General features: G+C 73.5%; 18 protein-coding genes. 7 read left to right on the plus strand and 11 right to left on the minus strand.

All coding sequences use genetic code 11. The features are described 5' to 3' along the window. Positions 1 to 7: 7 nt before the first annotated feature. The 3 genes from OHA65_RS34565 to OHA65_RS34575 are packed head-to-tail and all read right to left on the minus strand — an operon-like array spanning position 8 to position 3,107. Positions 8 to 847: a sugar phosphate isomerase/epimerase family protein gene (locus OHA65_RS34565; RefSeq protein ID WP_327280064.1), complete on the minus strand. Its 840-nt coding sequence runs from the start codon at positions 845 to 847 to the stop codon at positions 8 to 10. Then, a complete protein-coding gene (locus OHA65_RS34570) occupies positions 844 to 2,007 on the minus strand; it encodes a dihydrodipicolinate synthase family protein (protein ID WP_405763198.1) in 1,164 nt (387 codons plus the stop codon). The genes OHA65_RS34565 and OHA65_RS34570 overlap by 4 nt, the downstream gene beginning before the upstream one ends. Then, positions 2,004 to 3,107 (minus strand): Gfo/Idh/MocA family protein, encoded by a 1,104-nt coding sequence (locus tag OHA65_RS34575; protein ID WP_405763480.1) that lies wholly within the window; start codon positions 3,105 to 3,107, stop codon positions 2,004 to 2,006. The genes OHA65_RS34570 and OHA65_RS34575 overlap by 4 nt, the downstream gene beginning before the upstream one ends. Before the next feature lie 257 nt (positions 3,108 to 3,364). Here OHA65_RS34575 and OHA65_RS34580 point away from each other — a divergent pair, with 257 nt between their 5' ends. Both OHA65_RS34580 and OHA65_RS34585 read left to right on the plus strand, forming a co-directional pair. Beyond that, positions 3,365 to 4,441, plus strand: coding sequence for a LacI family DNA-binding transcriptional regulator (locus OHA65_RS34580; RefSeq protein WP_327280067.1), 1,077 nt, complete (start codon positions 3,365 to 3,367; stop codon positions 4,439 to 4,441). Further along, positions 4,438 to 5,268 (plus strand): sugar phosphate isomerase/epimerase, encoded by an 831-nt coding sequence (locus OHA65_RS34585; protein WP_327280068.1) that lies wholly within the window; start codon positions 4,438 to 4,440, stop codon positions 5,266 to 5,268. Before OHA65_RS34580 ends, OHA65_RS34585 begins: the two co-directional genes overlap by 4 nt. Here the strand turns inward: OHA65_RS34585 and OHA65_RS34590 are convergent. The 5 genes from OHA65_RS34590 to OHA65_RS34610 all read right to left on the minus strand — a co-directional run bounded on the left by OHA65_RS34590 (position 5,256) and on the right by OHA65_RS34610 (position 11,555). Then, a complete protein-coding gene (locus tag OHA65_RS34590) occupies positions 5,256 to 6,251 on the minus strand; it encodes a hydroxyacid dehydrogenase (RefSeq protein ID WP_405763481.1) in 996 nt (331 codons plus the stop codon). The genes OHA65_RS34585 and OHA65_RS34590 overlap by 13 nt on opposite strands. A 44-nt stretch (positions 6,252 to 6,295) precedes the next feature. Then, positions 6,296 to 7,243, minus strand: a complete 948-nt coding sequence (locus OHA65_RS34595; protein WP_405758359.1) for a carbohydrate ABC transporter permease — start codon at positions 7,241 to 7,243, stop codon at positions 6,296 to 6,298. Next, positions 7,240 to 8,088: a carbohydrate ABC transporter permease gene (locus OHA65_RS34600; protein WP_405763201.1), complete on the minus strand. Its 849-nt coding sequence runs from the start codon at positions 8,086 to 8,088 to the stop codon at positions 7,240 to 7,242. The genes OHA65_RS34595 and OHA65_RS34600 overlap by 4 nt, the downstream gene beginning before the upstream one ends. Positions 8,089 to 8,882: 794 nt before the next feature. Then, a complete protein-coding gene (locus OHA65_RS34605) occupies positions 8,883 to 10,208 on the minus strand; it encodes an ABC transporter substrate-binding protein (RefSeq protein WP_405763203.1) in 1,326 nt (441 codons plus the stop codon). Positions 10,209 to 10,415: 207 nt separating this feature from the next. Then, on the minus strand, positions 10,416 to 11,555 hold the full coding sequence (locus tag OHA65_RS34610) for a substrate-binding domain-containing protein (protein ID WP_328764631.1): 1,140 nt from the start codon (positions 11,553 to 11,555) through the stop codon (positions 10,416 to 10,418). 188 nt (positions 11,556 to 11,743) lie between these two features. Between OHA65_RS34610 and OHA65_RS34615 the strand changes: the two genes are divergently transcribed. The 4 genes from OHA65_RS34615 (at position 11,744) to OHA65_RS34630 (ending at position 17,141) form a co-directional block, all read left to right on the plus strand. Further along, the gene (locus OHA65_RS34615; RefSeq protein ID WP_405763205.1) at positions 11,744 to 13,693 is read left to right on the plus strand and encodes a glycoside hydrolase family 35 protein; all 1,950 of its coding nucleotides are present in this window, start codon (positions 11,744 to 11,746) and stop codon (positions 13,691 to 13,693) included. A gap of 73 nt (positions 13,694 to 13,766) precedes the next feature. Then, positions 13,767 to 14,807, plus strand: coding sequence for a galactose-1-phosphate uridylyltransferase (galT, locus tag OHA65_RS34620; protein ID WP_329315497.1), 1,041 nt, complete (start codon positions 13,767 to 13,769; stop codon positions 14,805 to 14,807). Beyond that, entirely contained in the window at positions 14,804 to 15,997 is a 1,194-nt protein-coding gene (gene galK / locus OHA65_RS34625; RefSeq protein WP_329315499.1) for a galactokinase, read from the plus strand. The genes galT and galK overlap by 4 nt, the downstream gene beginning before the upstream one ends. A 202-nt stretch (positions 15,998 to 16,199) precedes the next feature. Then, positions 16,200 to 17,141, plus strand: coding sequence for an aldo/keto reductase (locus tag OHA65_RS34630; protein WP_329315501.1), 942 nt, complete (start codon positions 16,200 to 16,202; stop codon positions 17,139 to 17,141). Positions 17,142 to 17,150: 9 nt separating this feature from the next. Here OHA65_RS34630 and OHA65_RS34635 read toward each other — a convergent pair whose 3' ends face one another. From OHA65_RS34635 to OHA65_RS34645, 3 genes are all read right to left on the minus strand, one after another. Then, a complete protein-coding gene (locus tag OHA65_RS34635) occupies positions 17,151 to 17,882 on the minus strand; it encodes a carbonic anhydrase (protein ID WP_327280076.1) in 732 nt (243 codons plus the stop codon). Positions 17,883 to 18,142: 260 nt separating this feature from the next. Next, positions 18,143 to 19,009 (minus strand): ABC transporter permease, encoded by an 867-nt coding sequence (locus OHA65_RS34640; protein ID WP_327280077.1) that lies wholly within the window; start codon positions 19,007 to 19,009, stop codon positions 18,143 to 18,145. Next, the gene (locus tag OHA65_RS34645) at positions 19,006 to 21,792 is read right to left on the minus strand and encodes an alpha/beta fold hydrolase (RefSeq protein ID WP_405763208.1); all 2,787 of its coding nucleotides are present in this window, start codon (positions 21,790 to 21,792) and stop codon (positions 19,006 to 19,008) included. The genes OHA65_RS34640 and OHA65_RS34645 overlap by 4 nt, the downstream gene beginning before the upstream one ends. A gap of 152 nt (positions 21,793 to 21,944) precedes the next feature. Here OHA65_RS34645 and OHA65_RS34650 point away from each other — a divergent pair, with 152 nt between their 5' ends. Further along, positions 21,945 to 23,480, plus strand: a complete 1,536-nt coding sequence (locus OHA65_RS34650) for an ATP-dependent DNA ligase (RefSeq protein WP_327280079.1) — start codon at positions 21,945 to 21,947, stop codon at positions 23,478 to 23,480. Positions 23,481 to 23,495 lie beyond the last annotated feature (15 nt).

Genomic DNA, 23,495 nt, shown 5'->3' on the forward strand with positions numbered 1-23,495 from the left:
GACTGCCTCACGCCACGTGCTCTCGGTAGCGGTCGATCACCTCCCGCAGCACCTCGGAACCGTTTCGTGCCCACAGCCCGGGGTGGAAGATCTCCACCTCCACCGGGCCCCGGTAGCCGGCCGCGTCGGCCAGCTCCCGGAACGCCCGCAGATCGATGCATCCGTCGCCCAGCTGCCCCCGGCCCGTCAGCACTCCCGCGGGGAGCGGGGTCACCCAGTCGGCGACCTGCACCGCCACGATCCGCCCGCCCGCCCCCGCCCGGCGCAGTTCGGCCGGCAGCCGCTCGTCCCACCACAGGTGGTAGGCGTCGGCCACCACTCCCACATGCCGCGCCGGGAACTGCTCGGCGATGTCCAGGGCCTGGCCGAGGGTGGAGACCACACAGCGGTCCGAGGCGAACATCGGATGCAGCGGCTCGATCCCCAGCCGTATCCCATGCGCCGCCGCCCACGGGACGAGTTCGCCGAGGATGTCGACGATCCGCCGCCGAGCCCCCACCAGGTCCCGGTCACCGTCGGGCAGGCCCCCCGAGACCAGGACCAGCGCGTCGGCACCCAGCTCGGCAGCCTCCTCCACCGCCCGGCGGTTGTCATCGAGAGCCGCCGTCCGCCCCGCCGGGTCGGCTGCGGTGAAGAACCCGCCACGGCACAGCGAGCTGACCCGCAACCCGGCCCCGGCGACCAGCTTCGCCGTCTCGCGCACCCCGAACCCCCGCACCGGATCCCGCCACAGCCCGACCGCTCCCACCCCGGCAGCCGCGCACCTGGAGACCAGCTCGGGCACCGACCACTGCCGGACCGTCTCCTGGTTCAGGCTGAAGCGGGCCGGAGCCGGACCCCGGCTCACGACACCACCCCGTACACCGCGAGGAGTCGTCGCATCCGCGCCTCGGCGAGATCCGGATCGGGGAACAGCCCCAGCCGGTCCGCCCGTTCGTATGCGGTGGCCAGATGGGGGAGCGGCCGGGCTGACTGCAGCCCGCCCAGCATCGTGAAATGCTCCTGGTGTCCCGCCAGCCAGGCCAGCAGCACCACCCCCGTCTTGTAGTAGTGGGTCGGCGGGGCGAACAGGTGACGGGACAGCGCCACCGTCGGATCCAACAGCTCACGGAAACCGACGGGGTCGTCCCGGTCGAGGGCGAGCGCCGCCCGCGCGGCCAGCGGGGCGATCGGGTCGAAGACGCCCAGCAGTGCGTCGCTCGCCGGCTCGCCGGTCCCGTCCCCGGCGATCAGCTCCGGATAGTGGTGGTCGTCGCCCGTGTAGCAGCGCACGCCCGGCGGAAGCCTGCGCCGGATGTCCCGCTCCCGCTCCGCGTCCAGCAGCGAGACCTTGATCCCGTCCACCTTCTCCGGGCGGTCCAAGACGATCTTCAGGAACACCTCGGTCGCCGCGTCGAGGTCGGCGTGGCCCCAGTACCCGGCCAGCTCCGGGTCGAACATCGGGCCCAGCCAGTGCAGCACGACCGGCCGCGAGCTCTGCCGCAGCAGCCTTCCGTACACCTCCAGGTAGTCGTCCGGGCCGCGCGCCGCGGCCGCCAGGGCCCGGGACGCCATGAGGACGGCCCCCGCCCCGCACTCCTCGGTGTGCGCGAGCTGTTCCTCGTACGCGGCGGTGATCGCGCCCGTCGAATGCACCACGCCCGCGACGAGTTGGTCGGTGCCCGCGCCGCCCACGATCCGGCCGCCCACCGCCCGGGCCTCGGCAGCCGACCGGCGGATCAGCTCCGCCGCGGACGGCCAGTCCAGGCCCATCCCGCGCTGCGCCGTGTCCATCGCCTCTGCGACCCCCAGGCCCTGCGCCCACAGCCGGTGCCGGAACGCCAGCGTCCCCTCCCAGTCCACCGCCGGAGCGGCCTGCGCCGAGGCGGCGAGCGGATCGGCGACCACATGCGCCGCCGCGTACAGCCTGCGGCTGCGTGCCGGAGCGCAGACCAGTGGTGCGAGAGGATCGGTACAGGGACGGTGCAGGCGGAATCCGCCGTCCGCCGTGGGGAGCCGGATGCTCACAGGACCACCTCCGGCACCGGAAGTCGCCGGCCCTCCGCGGAGGACCGTAGTCCCAGCTCGGCGAGTTGCACCCCGCGCGCGCCGGCCAGCAGGTCCCACTGCCAGGGCTCGTCGAGCACGACATGGCGCAGGAACAGTTCCCACTGGGCCTTGAAGCCGTTGTCGAACGGGCCGTTGTCCGGAACCTCCTGCCACTGGGTTCGAAAGGCCTCCGTCTGCGGCAGATCCGGGTTCCACACCGGCTTGGGCGTCGCCCCGCGGTGCTGGATCCGGCAGCCGCGCAGCCCGGCCACCGCCGACCCCTGCGTCCCGTCCACCTGGAACTCCACCAGCTCGTCACGGTGGACGCGCACCGCCCAGGAGGAGTTGATCTGCGCGACGGCACCGCTCTCCAGCTCGAAGACCCCGTACGCCGAATCGTCCGCCGTCGCCTCGTACGGTTTGCCCTCCTCGTCCCAGCGGCGGCCGATGTGCGTACGAGCCAGGGCCTGCACCGTGCGCACCCGGCCGAACAGCTCGTGCAGCAGGTAGTCCCAGTGCGGGAACATGTCGGCGACGATGCCCCCGCCGTCCTGCGCCCGGTAGTTCCAGGACGGCCGCTGGGCCGGCTGCCAGTCGCCCTCGAACACCCAGTACCCGAACTCCCCGCGCACGGAGAGGATCTCGCCGAAGAAGCCGCCCTCGATCAGCCGTTTCAGTTTCTGCAGGCCCGGCAGGAACAGCTTGTCCTGGACCACTCCGTGCTTGACCCCGGCCTCCGCGGCCAGGCGGGCCAGCTCCAGCGACGACGCGAAGGTCAGGGCCGTCGGTTTCTCGCAGTACACGTGCTTTCCCGCTGCCACGGCCTGCCGGACCGCCGCCTCCCGGGCGCCGGTGACCTGCGCATCGAAGTAGATCTCCACCTCGGGGTCGGCCAACACGGCGGACAGGCCCGTGCTGACGTGCTCCAGACCGTGCTCTTCGGCGATGGCCCGCAGCGCCGGCTCACGGCGCCCGACCAGCACCGGCTCGGGCCACAGCACCCTGCCGTCGCCCAGGTCCAGTCCGCCCTGCTCGCGCAGGGCGAGCAGCGAGCGGACCAGATGCTGGCGGTATCCCATCCGCCCGGTCACGCCGTTTATGGCGATCTTGATCGTCCTGCGCTCCACGGTGTCCCCTCCTTCGTGCTCGTGCGTGCCTTCGGTGGAAAGCGCGGGGGAGGTCGATAGAAAGCGCTTTCACTCAAATCAGGCTAGGCTCGGAAAGCTCGCCAGCGCAACACTCGTTCGAGTGATGGAAAGCGCTTTCTCAATCGGGGAGTATGGAGGTCCACACACCGGATGAGACGATGACCCGGGAAGAGCAGGAGGGGTGCAGCATGGCGGTGACTCTCGCCGAGGTCGCGGCGCACGCGGGCGTATCGCCCGCCACGGTCTCGCGCGTACTCAATGGCGGATACCCGGTGGCCGGCGGCACCCGGACCCGCGTGGAACGGGCCGTCGAAGAGCTCGGATACGTGGCCAACGGCCCCGCCCGCGCCCTTGCGGCCGCCACCTCCGACCTGGTCGGCGTCCTCGTCCACGACGTCGCGGACACCTTCTTCGGCATCCTCGCCGGATCCTTGCAGAGCGCCCTCGCCCCGACCGGGCAGGGGGACCCCCGCCGCCTCGCCGTCGTCTGCAACACCGAGGGCGCCCCGGCAGCCGAACTCGCCTACCTCACCCTGCTGGAAGGCCAGCGCGCCGGCGGAGTGGTCCTGACCGGCGGAGCCGTCGAGGAGCCCGGTCACACCGCCGCGCTCACCGCCCGCGTCGCCCGGATGGCGGGCTCCGGAGCCCCCGTCGTGCTGTGCGGACGGCCCCCGCTGCCCGTCCCCTCCGCACTGCCCGTCGCCACCATCACCTTCGACGACCGCGGCGGCGCCTTCCGCCTCGCCGAGCACCTGCTGTCGCTCGGCCACCGGCGCATCGCCTATGTCGCCGGCCCGCCGGGGCTGAGCACCACCCGGGAGCGGCTCGCCGGACACCGCGAGGCCCTACGGCGGCACGATCCCGCCTTGCCCGAAGCCTGCGACCCGCTCATGGTGCACGCCGGATTCGAGCGTTCCGCCGGGTACGACGCCACGCGCGAGCTGCTGCGCCGCGGGGCACCCTTCACCGCCGTTGCCGCCGCCAACGACACCGTCGCCACCGGAGTGGCCGCGGCCCTGCGCGAGGCAGGGCTGCGCATCCCCGGTGACGTCTCCGTCGCGGGCTTCGACGACCTCCCCTTCTGCGTGGACACCGCGCCCGCGCTCACCACCGTGCGCATACCGCTGCGCGAGGCCGGCATACTCGCCGCCCAGCTGGTCACCGGCCGCAAACCGTTGCCCCCGGGCGGCATCACCACCCTGCCCACCGAACTCATGGTGCGCGGCTCCACCGCGCCGCCCCCGCCCGAGGGGAGCCGTCCGTGAGATACGCCTTCTCCACGCTCGGCCTGCCCGGGGCACCGCTCGACCGGAGCGCCGCCCTCGCCGCCGCCCACGGCTACGACGGCCTCGAACTGCGCGCCCATCCCGAGGAGCCGCTCCACCCGGACAGTCCGTCTGCCGACCGAGCCAAGGGCCTGCGCACCCTCACCGCCGCTGGGGTCGCCGCCCTCGGGGTCGCGGGCTATGCCCGGGTGGCCTCCCCGGGTGCGGACGAGCCGGTCCTCGCCGAACTGCAGGCCCTGGTCCGGCTCGCCGGCGACCTCGAAGCCCCGTACGTCCGGGTGTTCCCCGGCGGAGCGGATCAGTCCAGGGCGCTCGCCGATGCCCACGCCGTGCGCAGGCTGGCCGCCGCAGCGCCGTTCGCCGAGCGGCACGGGGTGCGCATCCTGCTGGAGACGCACGACTCGCACCGGACCGGAGCAGCCGCCGCGCGGGTACTGGACCGGGTCGCGCATTCCGGCGCGGGCGCGCTGTGGGACGTACTGCACACCTGGCTCGGGGGAGAGTCCCCGGCCGAGTCGCGGGGGGCGCTGTACCGGCACCTGGGCTACGTACAGGTGAAGGACGTCGCGTCGGCGCAGGATCTCACCCCGCTCGGGCTCGGCGCCGGAGTGCTACCGCTCGCCGAGGCCGTGGCCGCCGTTCCGCCCGACGGTTGGCTGTGCTGGGAGTACGAGAAGCGCTGGTACCCCGGTGCCGCCGAGCTGTCGGGGCAGCTCGCACGCGGCCGGGAGTATCTGGCGCACCTGGCGGCGAAGGCGAAGGCGAAGGCTGTGACGTGCACGGGCACGGTGGCTCAGGCTGAGTAGGCGAGCCGCCCGCGGTCGACGGCGTAGCGGAAGTCCAGCCCCAGGGCGTACCGCTCCAGCTCCTCGACCGCCGTCGCCGCCAGCCGGTCCAGCTCTCCGCCCAGGGAACCCGCCACATGGGGGGTGAGCAGTACGTTCCGCAGGTTGAACAGGGGCGAGCCGGCGGGCAGCACCTCGGGCTCGGTGTGGTCGAGTACGGCGTGCAGCCGCCCCGCGACCAGCTCCTCGGTCAGCGCCACGGTGTCGACGAGCGAGCCCCGCGCGGTGTTGACCAGAGTGGCACCGTCCGGCATCAACGCCAGCCGGGCCGCGTCCAGCAGATGACGGGTCTGGGGGAGCGCGGGGGCGTGCAGGCTCACCACATCACTGCGGCGCAGCAGTTCGTCGAGCGCGCAGGCCTCGCCGCCCAGCGCGGTGAGTTCGCCCGGATCGGCGTACGGATCGTGTACGAGCACCCGCAGGTCAAAGGGGCGCAGCAGCTCCATGACGCGCCGGCCGATGAGCGAGGCGCCGACGATGCCGATGGTGCGGTGGTAGTTGCCGACGGTCGGATAGCGGCGCAGCGGGTCGATCGGGGCGCGTGCCGCCCGGTAGGCGTGGGCGGATTCCAGGACGCGCTTGTTGGCGAACAGGATCGCAGCGAGCGTGTACTCGGCGACCGGCACCGCATTGGCGGCCGCCGCGCTGGAGACCAGCAGCCCACGCTCCCAGCAGGCCTCCGTGACATGGTGTTTCACACTACCGGCGGCATGCACCACGGCGCGCAGCCGAGGCATCCGGCCCAGCGCCTCGGCGTCGAGCGGCGGGCAGCCCCAGCCGGTGAGCAGCACCTCGGCCTCCGCGAGACGGCGGTCGAGTGCGGGCTCGTCGGGCTCGCCGTGCACGAATCCGGTCAGCAGCAGGTCGGGGTCGACGTCGGCGACCCGGACGAGTTCGGGCAGCATCCGGCCGCTGATCACGGCGGCCCGGGTGCCCGGGCTCATGGCGAGCACGGTGGCGGGGCGGCGCCGGGGGAGGAGACGGTGGGTCACTTGACGGCTCCTGCGGTGAGACCCGAGCGCCAGAACCGCTGCAGGCCGAGGAAGGCCAGCACGAGCGGGACGACGGCGACGAGTGAACCGGTGATCACCAGGGGATAGAGCTCGGGCTGCTGGTAGACGCTGCGGTTCCACATGAACAGGCCCAGACTGACGGGGTAGAGCCGCTCGTCGTTGAGCATGGTCAGCGCGCCGTAGAAGTTGTTCCAGATGGCCGTGAAGGTGAACAGGAAGATGGTCACAAACCCCGGCCACAGCATCGGGAGCGACACGTGCGCGAACAGCCGCAGTTCACCCGCCCCGTCGACGCGGGCGGCGGCCAGTACCTCGTCGGGGACGTAGCCGACGGCGAAGACCCTGGCCAGGTACACGCCGAAGGGGTTGACCAGGGCGGGCACCAGGTAGGCCCAGTACGTGTTGACGGCGCCCGCGGCCGAGGCCATCAGGTACAGCGGCAGCTGGAGCACGGTGGCGGGGACGAGGATCCCGGCGAGGACGACGCCGAAGAGCTTCTCCTTGTGCCGGAACCCGTAGGCGTGGAAGGCGTATCCGCAGGCCACGCTGATCAGCGCCGAGAGGGTGGAGCCGACGACGGTGTAGAGGAGGCTGTTGGCGAGCCAGCGGCCGAAGATGCCGTCGTCGTACGTGAAGACCTCGCCGAGGTTGGTGAAGAGGCTGAAGTCGCCCAGGGCGTAGGGGTCGGTGGCGAAGAGGTCGCGGCGGTTCTTGGTCGCGGCCACGACCAGCCAGGCGAGGGGCATCAGGGTGTAGGCGGCGACGAGGAGGAGGGCGGCGTTGACGGCGGTACGGGAGAGGAGCGCGCTGCGGGGCGTGCGGCGAGCCGGCGCCGGGGCGGACGGGGTGGACGGGTCGGACGGGTCGGACGGGGTGGACTGTGCCGCAGCCGCTGCGGCGGCCCGGGCGGGTGGGGCGGTCATGCGGACCTCCAGCGGTTGCCGAGCTTGGTGGTGACGTACGAGGTGGCCCCGGCGACCAGGGCCAGGAGCAGCGCGCTCGCGGCCGCCAGTCCGTAGTCGTGTCCCTTGAACGCGGCGCTGAAGACGTACATGGTCGGGGACCAGGACTCGCCCATCTCGGTGGCCCGGAGCTGCAGCAACTGCGGGGCGTCGAAGAGTTGAACGGCGCCGACGCAGGTGAAGAGGACGGTCAGGACGAGAGTGGGCCGGATGCTCGGCACCTTGACCTGGAGAGCCGTGCGGATGGCTCCGGCGCCGTCCATGGTGGCGGCCTCCAGGATCTCGCGGGGGATGGCCTGGAGCCCGGCAAAGAAGATGATCATGTTGTAGCCCGTCCACTGCCAGGCCGAGATGTTGACCACGGACAACAGGGCCTCGTCGCGGCCGAAGAAGTTCCACGAGAGCCCGGCCGAGTCGAGGACGCCGAGGACGGGGCTGAGGCCGGGTGTGTAGAGGTAGAGCCAGACCATCGCGGCGACCAGGCCGGGGACGGCGTGCGGCAGGTAGAAGGCGATCTGGAAGAACCGGCGGGCGCGGGCGAGGGCGGAATCCAGGAGGAGCGCCAGGAGCAGGGCTCCGCCGACCATGACGGGGATGTAGAGCAGGCAGTAGGCGGCGACGTGGCGGAACGAGGCTACGAAGAGCGGATCGGACAGAGCCTTGGTGTAGTTCCCGATTCCGCTGAAGACCCGTCGGGCTCCGCCGAATCCGAGGCCGGACTGCTCTTCGCGGAAGAGGCTGAGCCAGGTGGCGTACGCGATCGGGGCGACGGTCACGAGGGCGAAGAGGAGGAAGAAGGGGGCCATGAACCACACGGCTGAGCGGATGCCCCCGACGGTCGAGGCGGGGTGGTTCGGTTGCGCCGCGCGGGCGGATCCCGGGGCGGCGGCTCCTTCGTCCGTGGTGGGGGCCGGGCAACTGCCGCCGCCGCTGGTCGGGCGGGGGAGGGGCGGGCGGGCCGGGGCTTGTGTCGGAGCCGGCGGCCCGGTGGGGGCCGTGTCGGCTTCCGTGGCTACGGGGTCGGCCGGGTGGGTGCCTGCGGCGGTGGGAGTGGGCCGGGGCGTGTCCGTCGGCGGGGGTGCTTGCGCGGACCGGGCGGGGCCGGTGCCAGTGCCTTCGGCGGTCGGGCGGCGGTGCGGAGGTACCGGATGATCTGCAGCTGTCGGGTGGGCGTCCGTGGCGGTTGGGGTGGAGCGGGCCGGGTGGGACCAGGGGGCGGACGCCGGGGCTGGTCGCACGGCCGGGGAAGTGTTCGTGTTCGTGCTCGCGTTCGCGGAGCGGGCATGAACGCCGACCGGGGCAGGGGCCGGGGCCGCGTCCGGGGCGCGGTCCGTTCCTCGGCTCGGCCCCCGGTCAGGTGGCTCCGTGTCGGGCTCCCGGGTGCCGGATCCGGGCTTCGGGGCGGCCGTTGCGCCGTCGGGCACCGGCATGGCCCCGGCGGCGGCGGCACGGGCGGCATCGGCGGCGGAAGTGGTGGCGGCGGCACGGGCGGCATCGGCAGGGGCGGCCGGAGCACCAGTGGTGTCCGTCGGGCTCTCGGGAGGCGCTCCGGCCCCGTCGCCTCCCGGGGTGGTGGGACCGGGGCGGTCGGTGGTGGGCATCAGTCGGCCAGGCCCAGGCCGCGGTCCTTGATGGTCTTCTCGGCGGCCGACTGGCCCTCGCTCAGGGCCTTGATCAGGTCCGCGCCGGCCGCGCTCTGCGCCGAGTTGACCTGGAGGTGGACCGGGCCCCAGGTCCAACCGGGCACGATGGTTGCCGCGGCCGCACCGGCCAGGCCGTACGGGTCCTGCCCCTCGAAGTACGCCGTGTCGAACGACTTCGCGGCCTCGGCCCGCATCTCGGCGTTGGCCGGCAGGGTGCTGCTCGGTGACTTCAGGGAGCTGAGCCGTGCCTTGATGGCCTCCGGGTCGGTGGTGACCCACGCGATGAACTCCGCCGCGGCCCTGGTCTGCTTGCTGCCCTTCGGCACGATGTACGAGGTCCCCCCGTACATGCCGGTCGCGGGCTTGCCGTCCCAGGTGGGCAGCGGGGCGATGCCCCACTTCCCCTTGAGGTCGGGGTAGTTCGCGAGGAACGTGCCCGCGGTCCAGGCGGCGCCGATCACGGTCGCGACCTGCCCGGATGAACGTTCCTTCGCCTCCCCCTCACCCCACAGCGGGGTCTTCGACGCCACCCCCGAAGCCATCAGGCCGTTCCAGTACTGCGCCACCTTCTTCGAGGCGGGGTCGTCGATCGCGACCTTCCACTTGTCGCCTTCGGTGCCGTACCACTTGGCGCCCGCCTGCCAGGAGAGTCCGGCCAGTACCGCCGGATCGCCGCCGCCGAAGTTCGTGATCTTCACCGACGGGTCGGCCCGGTTGATCTTCTCCGCGGCCGCCCCGTACTCGGCCCACGTCTTCGGCACGGCCACCCCGTGCTTCTCGAAGATGTCCTTGCGGTAGAAGAGTTCGAGCGGCGTGACGTCGAACGGCACCGCCCACGTCTTGCCGCCCAGTTTCACCAGGGACTGCACCACCTCCGGGAACTTCTCCGAGACGAGCTTCCCGGACGTCGCGCTCAGGTCCTCCAGATTGCCGCCGCTCGCGAACTCCGGGAGCGCGGAGTAGTCCATCGTCGCGATGTCGGGCGCGTTGCCGCCCTTGACCGCGTTGGCCAGCTTCGCCGCGCCGTCCGGCCCGCCCGGCACCGCCGAGAACTTCACCTGGACGTGCGGATGCGTCTTGTTGAACGCGTCCGCCGTCTGCTGGGCCCCCGCGGACGAGGACCAGTACGTGACCGTGACCGGCTGCTCCGGTGAGCCGCCGGCCGCCCCGGCCCCGTCCGGCTTCGCCTTCCCGCCGCACGCGGTGGCGAGCAGGGCCAGGGAGGCGACGGAGGTGATCGCGGCGATGCGGGGCATGCGGGAGGAACGGAAGCTGCGCGACATGGAGGGGCTCCTACGAACGACCGCGAACGGCGGCGGATGGGAGAACGCGGCCCATCTTTTGTGCGAACACGCACACCGTCAAGAGCGAATGCGCAACTCGATCGAAACAATCAGTTCAGAACTCCGTGACCCGTCCTTCCCGCCCCCGTCCTTACGCCCCGCCCCTCCCGCCCCCGTCCTTTGCGTCGTTCCTCCCGGCCCGGTCCCTCATGAACGGATCGTCAGCCGGGGGAGGAGTTCCAGATGCTGCCGGGACCCCTCGTCGCGACCCTCGCCCGCCGCCGTCAGCCGGTCCAGCAGCAGCCCCGCCGCCCGAGCCCCCACCTCGCGCTTGGCCGGCGCCACCGCGGAGAGCGGTACGTCGGCCAATCCCGCCACCTCGTCGTCGTACGTGATCACGGCGAGGTCCTCCGGTACCCGCACCCCGCGCGCCTGGAGCCTCGGGATCAACATGATCGCGTCGGTGTCGCTGTGGATCAGCGCGGCGGTCACCCCGCCCGCCGTGACCGCCTCGCACAGGTAGTCCAGCGTCCGCGCGAACAGGTCCGCCTCGGAGAGCGGGTCCGGCCCGGCCGGCGGCCACGGCGGGGCCGGCTCCAGCCCGAGTGCGGCCACCGCGGCCTCGTACCCGGCCCGCAGCCGCGCCGTCGTCGGCGTCACCCGGCTGGCCAGTGCGATCCTCCGGTGGCCCCGCCCCACCAGGTGTTGTACGGCCGTCGCCGCGCCGTGCGCATGGTCGGAGGCCACCCGGTCCAGCGCTGCCGCCGGGTGCCCGGGCGGCGCCCACCGCTCCACCAGGACCGTCGGAACCGGCAGTTCCGCGGTCCACGCGCCCTCGCCGGGGCCGGGTGAACCGGCCTCCCAGTTCGGGGTCAGCAGCAACCCGTCCGATCCGGTGGACAGCAGCCGGTCCGCCTGCGTCCGGTCCTCGCCCGGCAGGTACCGGGTCAGACCCACGGTCAGCCGCGCGCCCCGCGCCTCGACCACCTCGCGGGCCCCGCGTACGACCTCCGCGTAGTAGTACTCCGCGGTCGGCACCACCATCCCGATCACCAGCCCCCCGGCATCCGCCCGGGCCGCCGCCCCGCCCCCGGCCCCCGAAGTCACCGGCGCCGGCCCCGACACCTGCGCCCGGTCCGCAGGAGCGGCCTGCCTGCCGGCCTCCACCCGGCTGATCACCCCGTGCATCCGGTGGATCTCGCCCCGGGCGGCCATCGCCTCGATGTCGCGCCGCAGGGTGACCGGCGAAACGCCCAGCTCCTGCGCCAGGTCCGCCACGCGCACACTGCCCCGCGCCCGGACGAGCGCGAGCACCTGCGCCTGACGCTGGTCCACATGTGGTCTCAAGAGTTCCCCCGACGGCATTCGTGGTTGGGCTCCGGTGTGTTTCCGGGGCGCTCCGCCATCATAGAGAACTGGAACGATCGATTCGATCGTTTCCGATCAACCAGTCATTGACGGTGCGCACGGTGCGTTCATATATTCGGCGGCATCCGGCACCTCACGGCATCTCGACCGCTCTCGGGAGTCAGCGCATGCTCACGTACGACCAGGACGGATTCCGGCGCGCAGGGCGCCCCCACCGCATCGTCTCGGGGGCCCTGCACTACTTCCGGGTCCATCCGGACCTCTGGGAGGACCGGCTGCGGCGGCTGCGCGCCCTCGGTGTCAACACCGTCGACACCTACGTCCCCTGGAACTTCCACGAGACCGCCCCGGGCGAGGCTGACTTCACCGGCTGGCGCGACCTCGGCTGCTTCCTGCGCACCGCCCGCGACCTCGGCCTGGACGCCATCGTCCGGCCCGGCCCGTACATCTGCGCCGAATGGGACTTCGGCGGGCTGCCCGCCCGGCTCCTCGCCGCCGACGGCCTCCACCTGCGCTGCTCCGACCCCCGTTTCGAAGCCGAGGTCGACGGCTGGTTCGACCTCGTCGTCCCCGAGCTGCTGCCACTGCTCGCGGGCCGCGGCGGACCCGTCGTGGCCGTGCAGATCGAGAACGAGTACGGGTCGTACGGGAACGACACCCGCTACCGCGCCCATGTGGAACGGGCCCTGGTCGAACGGGGCGTGGACTGCCTCCTGTTCACCGCCGACGGGCCCGAGGACGCCATGCTCCAGGGCGGCGTGCTGCCCGGCCGGCTCGCCACCGCCACCTTCGGCGCCCGCCCCGCCGAACGCCTCGCCCACCTGCGCCGCTACCAGCGGACCGGCCCGCTCGCCGCCATGGAGTTCTGGATCGGCTGGTTCGACCACTGGGGCGAGGACCACCACGTCCGGGCCGTCGAGGAGGCGGCCGACTCCCTCGACGAACTCCTCGCCACCGGCGCCTCCGTCAACCTGTACATGGCTCACGGCGGCACCAACTTCGGCTTCTGGGCGGGCGCCAACCACACCGGGTCCCGCCCCGGCGACCCCGGCTACCAGCCCACCGTCACCAGCTATGACTACGACGCCCCCATCGGCGAGGCCGGCGAACTCACGCCGAAGTTCCACGCGTTCCGCGAGGTCATCGGCAAGTACGTGCCCCTGCCCGACGGCCCGCTGCCGCAGCCGCCGCCCCGCATCACCCCGGCCCTCGCCGTCCGCGGTGGCTGCGCCCCGCTCCTGGAGCACCTCGGCCCCCTCGGCGGTGAGCCCGTACTGCGCCCCGCGCCCGAGTCGATGGAGAAGCTCGGCCAGGCCCACGGGCTGATCCACTACCGCACCACCGTCACGGGGCCGCGCCCCGCCATGCCCGTGCGGATCGACGGCCTCGGCGACCGCGCGTACGTCTTCGCCGACGGCGAGCCCCTCGGCATCCTCGACCGCAACCGGCCGGACGAGGGACTCGACCTGGCCGTCGGCGAGGCGGGCGTCGTCCTCGACGTCCTCGTCCGGTCCCAGGGCCGGGTCAACTACGGCCCGCTCCTCGACGACCGCAAGGGCATCTGGCGCGGCGTCCGGCACGGCCACCAGCAGCTGTTCGAGTGGGAGATCCGGCCGCTGCCGCTCACCGACCTGACCGGCCTCGACTGGTCGCCGGAGTCCCGGCACACCGGCGGCACCCAGGACACCCCGGAGTCCCAGGACACCCCGGAGTCCCAGGACACCCCGGAGTCCCAGGACACTCCGGAGTCCCGTGACACCGCGGGCACACGTGACACGGCGGGCACCCGTGACACCGCGGGCACCCGTGACACCCCGGACACCCCCGGCGCGCGCCGGCCCGCCTTCCACCGCTTCACCCACGCGCTCCCGGGAGCCCCCGCCGACGGTTTCGTCGACGTCTCCGGCTGGGGCACCGGCCTCGTCTGGCTGAACGGTTTCCTCCTCGGCCACTACGACACCCCGCGCGGTCCGCAGCGCACCCTCTACGCCCCCGCACCCCTGTGGCGAACCGGCCGGAACGAGATCGTCCTGCTTGAGCTGGAGCGTCCCGGCGCCGAGCTACCGCTGTGCGACCGCCCCGACCTCGGGCGCCCCACCGTCGTCACCCTCCAGTGAGACCGCGGTGTCCAGCAGCCCCACCGAAACCCCGGTGCGCTCCCATGACCTCCGTCTGAGAGAAGCTCTTCCCGTGAAGCGAACGAGCACCCGCCTGGCCGACGGCCGCGAGATCCTGTATTACGACGCCGACGACGGCGCGGCCCGCGGCGTCCCCGACACCCGCCCCCTCGACGCGTCCGCCACCTCCTCCGAGGTGCGCCGCGACCCGCTGCTCGGCGACGCCGTCGTCATCGCCTCCCACCGTCAGGGACGGACCTACCTCCCGCCCGCCGACGCCTGCCCGCTGTGCCCCTCCACCGAGGGGCGGGCGAGCGAGATCCCGGCCCCCGACTACGACGTGGTCGTCTTCGAGAACCGTTTCCCCTCCCTCGCGGGCGACACCGGCCGCTGCGAGGTCATCTGCTTCACCCCCGACCACCGGACCTCCTTCGCCGAACTCGGCGAGGAACGCGCCGCGCTCGTTCTGGCCGCGTGGACCGACCGCACCGCCGAACTCTCCGCCCACACCGGCGTCCGGCAGGTCTACTGCTTCGAGAACCGGGGCACCGAGATCGGCGTGACCCTCGCGCACCCGCACGGCCAGATCTACGCCTTCCCCTTCATCACCCCGCGCACCACCCGCATGCTCGCCACCGTCGCCGAGCACCGCGCCCGCACCGGCGGCAACCTCTTCGAGGAGGTCCTCGCCACCGAACGCGCCGAGGGCACCCGGGTCGTCCTCGAAGGCGAGCACTGGACCGCCTTCGTGCCCTACGCCGCGCGCTGGCCGTACGAGGTCCACCTCTATCCGCACCGCCGCACCGCAGACCTGACCACACTGGACCACGCGGCACGCAACGAGTTCCCCCGCCTCTACCTGGAGCTGCTGCGCCGCTTCGACCGGCTGTTCGGGACGGTCGGACCCACCCCGTACATCTCCGCCTGGCACCAGGCGCCGGTCTGCGGGGACGGCCGGGACGACTTCGCGCTCCACCTGGAGCTCTTCACGGTCCGTCGCACCGCTGACAAGCTCAAGTACCTGGCGGGCACCGAATCCGGCATGGAGGCCTACATGAACGACGTCCGGCCCGAGGACGCGGCCGCGCGGCTGCGGGAAGTGGCGAGCCCGTGAACGACGAGGCGCGTACGCACCGTGGCGGGCCGGCGCACCGGACCGCCGACGGGTTCCGCCGGCTGTACGGGGCCCCGCCCGAGGGGGTCTGGGCGGCGCCGGGCCGGGTCAACCTGATCGGCGAACACACCGACTACAACGACGGCTTCGCCCTGCCCTTCGCCCTGCCCCAGCGCACGGAGGTGGCCGCCGCCCGGCGCGCCGACGGGACCGTCCGGTTGCACTCCGCCGACATCCCCTCGGGCGTGGTCACCGTCCGCCCCGCCGAACGGGATCCGCAGCGCCCGCCCACCGGCCAGGCAGGATGGGCGGCGTACCCGGCCGGGGTGCTCTGGGCCCTGCTGGACGCGGGCCTTCCGGTCGGGGGCGCCGATCTGCACGTGCGGTCCGACGTGCCCACCGGAGCCGGACTGTCCTCCTCCGCCGCCCTGGAGGTGGCCACCGCCCTGGCGCTCACCGATCTGTACGGCATCGCTCTCACCCGGCCCGAACTGGCCGCCCTCGCCCGGCGCGCCGAGAACGCCTACGTCGGCGTGCCGTGCGGAGTGATGGACCAGATGGCTTCGGCCTGCGCCACCGACGGCCACGCCCTCCACCTCGACACCCGCACCCTCGAACAGCGGCACATCCCCTTCGACTGCGCGGCGGCGGGCCTGCGCCTCCTGGTCATCGACACCCGCGTCAAGCACGACCTGGCCGACGGGGCCTACGCCGAACGCCGCGCCTCCTGCCACGGCGCCGCCGCCGCGCTCGGACTGCCAGCCCTGCGCGACCTCCCGTACGAGGAGCTGGAGCGGGCCCTGGCCCGCCTGGACGACCCGGTCCGTGGCAGACGGGTCCGGCACGTCGTCACCGAGAACGAACGGGTCGTACGGGTGGAGGAGCTGTTGCGTGCCGGGCGGCTGCGCGAGACGGGTCCGCTGCTCACCGAGGGCCATGCCTCGCTGCGGGACGACTACGAAGTCTCCTGCCCGGAGCTCGACCTGGCGGTCGCCACCGCCAACGCGGCGGGCGCGTACGGGGCCCGGATGACCGGTGGCGGTTTCGGCGGCTCGGCCCTGGCCCTGATCGACGCGGACGCCGAGGAGGCCGTGACCGGGGCGGTCGCAGGGGCCTTCGCCGGGGCGGGGTTCGCGGCGCCGCGCGTCACGTCGGCGGCCCCGGCCGCCGGAGCGGAGCGCATCCTCTGAGGGGAGCGGGAAGGCGGCCGCTGCGGGGCGGTCGCACGCGCCGCGCCGGCCCGCCGTTCGTCCGACGGCGCAGGGCCGTGCCGCCGCCCGCTGCCCTGCGGCGCGGTTGTCCACAGGCGTCCGCCCGGTCGCAGCGGTGCTCCTACACTGGACCGATCACTTGGTCGATCATGTGCCGGACGAGTGCGGAGGAACGAAACGCATGCGCTACATCCCGTTGGGCAGTTCAGGGCTCCAGGTCTCCGCTGTCGGCCTGGGCTGCAACAACTTCGGTGGCCGCCTCGATGCCCGGGCCACCCGCGCCGTCGTCGACGCCGCGCTCGACGCGGGGATCACCCTGCTCGACACCGCCGACATCTACGGCGACCGCGGCGGCTCCGAGCGCCACCTCGGACAGGCCCTCAAGGGCCGCCGCGACGAGGTCGTGCTCGCGACCAAGTTCGGCTATGCGGGCATGTCCATGGAGTACGGGCCCGCCGCCGGATCCCGCGGCGGCCGGGCGTACGTCCGGCGGGCCGTCGAGGAATCCCTGCGCCGCCTGGACACCGACCACATCGACCTCTACCAGCTGCACAGCCCCGACCCGGCGACCCCCGTCGCCGAGACCCTGGCAGCGCTCACCGAGCTCGTCAACGAGGGCAAGATCCGCTACGTCGGCCACTCCAACTTCAGCGGCTGGCAGTTGGCCGAAGCCGCCCATGTCGCCCGCGAAACCGGCGCGGTCCCCTTCGTGTCGGCGCAGAACGAGTGGTCGCTGCTCCGGCGGGACGCGGAGCGGGAACTGGTCCCGGCCGCCGTGCACTACGGCCTCGGCGTGCTCCCGTACTTCCCGCTCGCCAACGGCCTGCTGACCGGCAAGATCCGCCGGGGCGCCCCGGTGCCGGCGGGCTCGCGACTGGAGAACCGCGGCAGTTACGTCACCGAGGAGCGGCTCGACACCGTCGAGGCGCTGGCCGCCTTGGCCGACAAGTACGGGCGCAGCATCCTCGAACTCGCCATCGGCTGGCTCTCCGCTCGGCCGGGGTGTTCCTCCGTCATCGCCGGCGCCACCTCCGCCGAGCAGGTACGTGCCAACGCGGCCGTTGCCGACCGCCCCCTGGAGCCCGAACTGCTGGTGGAGATCGAGGCGATCGCGGGGGAGTGAGACGCGCGCTCAGACGGGCGCGCCGGTCAGGACGTCCACCTTGCCGGTGTCCAGCGAGTAGTAGGCGCCGACGACGCCCAGGGCGCCCTTCTCCACGAGGGGCCCCAGGTCGGCGTTGGCCCGCAGATCGTCCGCGGTCACCTTGATCTGGTGGTGGGTCATGGTGTCGACGGGGTCGGCGCCGGGGTTCTTGGCCGTCAGCTCGTACGCCGGCACCATGGCCTTCGCGATCGCCCGCAGGTTGCCGGGCAGCGGCTTGCCGGCCTTCAGCGACTTGTACGCGGCTTCGACGGCGCCGCAGCGCTGGTGGCCGAGCACGACGATCAGTGGAGTGCCGCCCGTCATCGGCCCGTACGCGACGGAGCCGGTCACCACCGGGCCGACGGCCTGCCCGCCCGTGCGCAGTACGTACAGGTCGCCGAGCCCGGTGTCGAAGATCAGCTCGGGCGCCACCCGGGAGTCGATGCACGACAGGATCACCCCGAAGGGGTCCTGGGCCTCGGCGACCAGCTCGCGCCGCTCGGGATCCCGGTCGGGGTGGTCGAGGTGTCCGCTCACCCAGCGGGCGTTGCCCTCCATCAGGCGGGTGAACGCGGCCCGGGGGGTGGCAGGGCGCGGCGGCGGGGCCGCGGTCGTCATCTTCGGCGTGCTCGCGGACGAGCATCCGGCGAGCGCGCCGAGGGCGGCCGCGAGGCCACCGGTCAGCACGACCCTGCGAGCCGGAAGTCCTGCTGTGTGCATCGTGGGTGCCCTCCGCGCCGCGCAGCCGCGTCCGTACGTCGTGACGACCGCGATTGTTCTGCGTGCCGGGGAGAGCGGACGGCAGGCGCACGTGGGCGCGGACCCCTTTGCCACAGACGGCGCAGAGCCTGCCGGGGGCGGCCCGGCCGACTGCCCAGGAGGTGGCCCGGGGGCGGGCCGGGGCACGGCCGGTCGCCGGGCCGAGTCCCGAGACGGCCGACGGGGCGGCCCGTTTCGCGGGCCCGCCACCCGCGCGCCGGTCAGGACACGATGTCCTTGCGGGAGAACCCGCGGAAGGCGAGCGCGAACAGCACCAGTGCGTACGACACCGACACCGCCGCTCCCTTGATCATTCCGCCCCATTCGAGCTGCGGCTGCAGCGCGTCCGCCCACGCGAACTGCCAGTGCGCGGGCAGGAACTCTCGCCACGAGCCCAGCGCCGTCACCGCGTCCAGCACGTTGCCGACGATCGTCAGGCCGACCGCGCCGCCCACCGCGCCCAGCGGCGCGTCCGTCCGCGTCGACAGCCAGAACGCCAGCCCGGCCGTGACCAGCTGCGACACGAAGACGAACGCCACCACCAGCGCGAGCCGCGGCACGCTCTCCCCGGCCGCCAGGGAGCCGCCCGTCGGCAGCTTCAACGGACCCCAGCCGTACGCGGCCGTGCCCGCCGCCAGCGCCACCACCGGTAGCAGCACCATCGCCGCCAGGCTGAAGCCCAGCGCCACCACCAGCTTGCTCCACAGCAGCCGGGCCCTCGGCACCGGCGCGGCCAGCAGGTAGCGCAGCGAGGACCAGCTCGCCTCCGAGGCCACCGTGTCCCCGCAGAACAGCGCCACCGGTACCACCAGCAGGAAACCGGCCGATACGAACAGGCAGGTGGCGGCGAAGTTCGCACCGGAAGCCGTCGCCGTGTCGATGAGCGTGATCCGGCCGTTTCCGCCGCCCCGGCCGCCGTCCTGTCCGCCGCCCACCGCGAACGCGATGATCATGACGAACGGGAGTGCGGCCAAGATCCCGCCCATCACCAGCGTCCGCCGCCGGCGCCACTGCCGGAGCGCCTCCACGCGCAGCGGCAGCGTACGGCTCGCCCGGTAGCCGGCGGCCACTTCCGTCACGGCGCTCACGCCGCACCTCCGATCAGGGTGAGGAACGCGTCCTCCAGCCGGCGGTGCGGCCCCACTGCGGACACCGGCACCTCCAGCCGTACCAGTTCGGCGATCAGCCCGGCGGCCGTCGCCCCCTCCAGCCGCACCAGCAGCCCGTCGTCGGCGGCCGCCACGGACCCCACTCCTTCCAGCGCGGCCACCTTCGCCACGGTCCCTTCGTCCACCGGTCCGGCCAGCGTCACCAGCAGCGTGTCCCCGCCGCCCGTGATCTCCGCGACCTCGCCCGCCTGGACGAGCCGCCCGCGGTCCATGACCACGAGGTGGGTGCACGACTGCTCGACCTCCGACAGCAGGTGGCTGGAGACGATGACCGTCCGCCCGCCCGCCGCGTACCGGATCATCACGTCCCGCATCTCGCGGATCTGCGGCGGGTCCAGACCGTTGGTCGGCTCGTCGAGGATCAGCAGGTCCGGCATCCCGAGCATGGCCTGCGCGATCGCCAGCCGCTGCCGCATGCCCTGCGAGTACGTGCGCACGGCGCGCTCCAACGCGTCGCCGAGCCCTGCGATCTCCAACGCCTCCGCCAGGTGCGCGTCCTCGGTCGGACGCCCGGTGGCCTGCCAGTACAGATCCAGATTGGCCCGCCCGGACAGGTGCGGCAGGAAGCCGGCCCCCTCGACGAACGCCCCGACCCGCGACAGGACCGGCGCGCCGGCCCGGACCGCGTGCCCGAACACCCGGACCTCTCCGGCGTCCGGCGAGATCAGCCCCATCAACATCCGCAGCGTGGTGGTCTTGCCGGCGCCGTTGGGTCCGAGCAGGCCCAGGACCTGCCCCTTCTCCACCCGGAACGACAGGTCCCGCACCGCGTACCGATCCTGTGCCTTCGCGTACCGCTTCGTCAGACCCGTGATCTCCAGGGGTACGTCGGCCAGCGCGGGGTCTGGTTGGGCCTCCTGCCCCCGCGCCCCCGCGCCCTCTCGGCCCCTCCTGCGGACCCCCAGCAGCGCCGCGGCCAGCAGCGCCGCACCGAGCGGCAGCCCCCAGGTCCACGCGGGCAGCCCGGCCGACGCCGTGCGCACGCCGTCGGCCACCGGAACGGCCAGTGCGCCCTGCACCCCGACCGTGTACGCGGCCGGCGCGGCCGGGGACGCGTAGCCGAGGTCGGTGGCGGCGACGACGAGCCGCAGCCGGTGCCCGGCCTCCACGGCGTGGTCGACGGCGGGCAGCCGCAGCTCCACCCTCGTCCCCTGCTGCGCGTTCTCCACCCGCACCGGGGCGACCAACTGGCTCGGCAGCACCGCCTGGCGTCCGTCGGGCCCGACGTCGTACAGCTTGCCGAACAGGACGGCCGAACCGTCCTCGGCCGTCGACCTCACGTTCAGGGTGACGGTCGGCGTCCCGGTGATCCGTACCCCCTGGGCCAGCGGCTCCGACTCGAACCGGGCGTTCTGCCCGGGGAAGTCCAGCGACAACCCGGCCCCGAGGGCGGCGAGCTGCCCGCCGATCCCCGGCAGGGAGGACAGCGCGGGCGGAGCGCCGCCCGCCGGATTGGCGAAGCCCTGCTCCCGGCCGCTCAGGGCGAACTCCCGGGGGCCGGCGGTGAGACCGGGGTAGTGCCCGCCGCTCGCGCCGCGCAGCCGGACCGCGCCGTCGGTGGAGTCGATCCCGCCGGAGCGCGAGACCCGGAACGCCGGGCCCGTGTCAGCGCCCTCGTCGTCCTTGAGGTAGCGGTCGAACCAGGAGGCCACCCGGGCCTCGACCCGGCCGGACTCGCGCATGCCTCCGTCGTGGCCGCCGGCCGCCCAGTCCACGGAGACGGGCGCGCCGTTCGCCGCGATCGCCTTCGCCATGGCGTCGGCCTGGTCCAGCGGGAAGAGGGAGTCGTCCTGGCCCTGCACGATGAGGGTCGGCACCTTGATCCGGTCCCCGACCGCCGATGGGCTGCGCCGTTCCAGCAGGGCCCGGGCCTCGGCGTCGGGCTTCCCGGACATAGCGACCCGCTCGTACATCGCGCACAACTCCGGCTGGAACCGTCCGCAGGCGCCGGCACCGCCCGCGGGACCGGAAGCCCCGGAGCCGGAGGTCCCGGAGCCCGAGGTCCCGGCTGCGGAAGCGCCGGTGGCGGGGGCCGCCGCCGCGCCCGGGACGAGCCCCGGCTGCATCCCGTCGGCCGACCCGGTGGTGAAGAACAGTCCGGCCCACAGCTTCTTGAACACGCCCTGGGGGAAGAGCGAGTCCGCGAGGTTCCAGTAGGTGATCTGCGGGGCGATCGCGTCGATCCGCCGGTCGTACCCGGCGGCCAGCAGCGAGATCGCCCCGCCGTACGAGGCGCCCGCGACGCCGACGCGCGGATCCCCGTCCGCGTCGAGCCGCACCTCGGGCTGCTGCGCCAGCCAGTCGACGAGCCGCGAGACGTCCTTGACCTCGTGCTCGGGGTCGTTCAGCCCGATCTCCCCGCCGGATCGCCCGAATCCGCGCGCCGACCAGGTCAGGACGGCGTACCCCTCCCGTGCGAGCCGCTCGGCCTGCGTGCGGACATCGTCCTTGCTGCCGCCGAAACCGTGCCCGAGGAGCACGGCGGGCCGCTTCCCCGTGCCGCCGGCCGTGAAGTACGAGGTGTCGACGGCGGCGCCGGGCATCTCCACCACGCGGTCCAGTCGGTGCACGGCGGGCGCCCCGCCGGACGCGGCGGCGGTCCACGTACCGGCCCCCGCGACGACGGCGAACGCGGCGGCGCCCGCGAGCAGGCGGCTTCGGCGGCGCCGGGGCAGCCGGGGCTTCGGTAGTCGGAGCTTCATACCGAAACCCTAGACGCCGGGTGATCGAACCCCGAGCGCCCCCGGGCGGAGCCGCCCACCTCCTCAAGGCGTACCCGGGCCGCCCGGCATACCGCACCTGCGGTACCCGGACCCGACCTGCGCCGTACGCCGAGCGGCGGGAGGATGGCCGCATGCTGCTCGCCGAGGTCGCGCGCGTGTCCCGGGAGGTCGCCGAGACCTCCGCCCGTTCGCGCAAGACCGCCCTGCTCGCGGAGCTGTTCGCCGCCGCGCCCCCCGAGGAGGCCGGCCTGGTGATCTCCTACCTCGCCGGGCGCCTCCCGCAGGGTCGGCCCGGCATCGGCTGGCGGGCACTGGGCCGGGACGTCGAAGCCGCCGCCGAGCCCACGCTGACCGTCACCGCCGTCGACCGGGCGGTGGCGGAACTCGCCGCGGTGGCGGGCCCGGGCGCCCAGACCGAACGGCGCCGCGTCCTCGACGCCCTCCTCGGCGCGGCTACCGGGCCCGAGCAGCGGTTCCTGCGCAGCCTGCTCTCCGGTGAGGTCCGCCAGGGCGCCCTCGACGCGATCGCTCTGGAAGGGGTCGCCGCGGCCGCGGGGGTGCCGGCGGCAGAGCTGCGCCGCGCCGCGATGCTCACGGGCTCGCTGCCCCGGGTGGCGGCGGCGGTACTGGCCGACGGCGCGGCGGCCCTGCGCGAGGTCGCCCTCCGCGTCGGGCAGCCCGTACAGCCGATGTTGGCGAACACGGCGAAGTCGGTGGCCGAGGCGCTGGCCGCGCTCGGGCCCTGCGCGGTGGAGGAGAAGCTCGACGGGATCCGGGTGCAGGTGCACCGTGACGGGGACGACGTACGGGTGTACACGCGCTCCCTGGACGAGATCACCGACAGGCTGCCGGAGGTGGCGCAGCGGGCGCGGGCGCTGCAGGGGGAGCGGTTCATCCTCGACGGCGAGGTGATCGGGCAGACGCCCGACGGCCGGCCCGTCCCCTTCCAGGAGGTCGCGAGCCGGGTCGGATCGCGGATCGACGTCGAGACGGCCATGCGGACGCTGCCGGTCGTCCCCTACTTCTTCGACGTCCTGGCCGCCGGGGACGAGGTGCTGCTCGACCTCCCGGTGCGCGAGCGGTACGCGGCGCTCGCCGCCCTCGTGCCCGAGGAATCCCGGGTCCGCCGGCTCGTCGTCGAGGACCCGCGGGAGCAGGAGGACGCCGCCGAGGAGTTCTGGACCGAGACCCTGCGCCGCGGCCACGAGGGAGTGATGGTCAAGTCCCTCGACTCCACCTACGCGGCCGGGCGGCGCGGCAAACACTGGCTCAAGGTGAAACCCGTGCACACCCTCGACCTGGTCGTGCTCGCCGTGGAACGGGGCCACGGGCGGCGCACCGGACTGCTGTCGAACCTGCACCTGGGAGCGCGGGCTTCCGACGGCTCGTACGCGATGCTCGGCAAGACCTTCAAGGGGCTCACCGACGAGATGCTGCGCTGGCAGACCGACCGGCTGGGGGAGCTGGCGGTGGAGGACGACGGCTTCACCGTGCGCGTACGGCCCGAACTGGTCGTGGAGATCGCGTACGACGGCCTCCAGCGCTCCTCCCGCTACCCGGCCGGCGTCGCCCTGCGCTTCGCCCGGGTGCTGCGGCACCGCCCGGACAAGACCGCGGACGAGGCTGACACGGTGGAGACGGTGCTCGGCGAGCACCGTCCCGGCTGAGATCGGGCTTTGCCT

Origin of the sequence: Streptomyces sp. NBC_00045, from assembly GCF_045041095.1 — a bacterium.
In the GTDB taxonomy this organism is placed as follows: Bacteria; Actinomycetota; Actinomycetes; order Streptomycetales; family Streptomycetaceae; genus Streptomyces.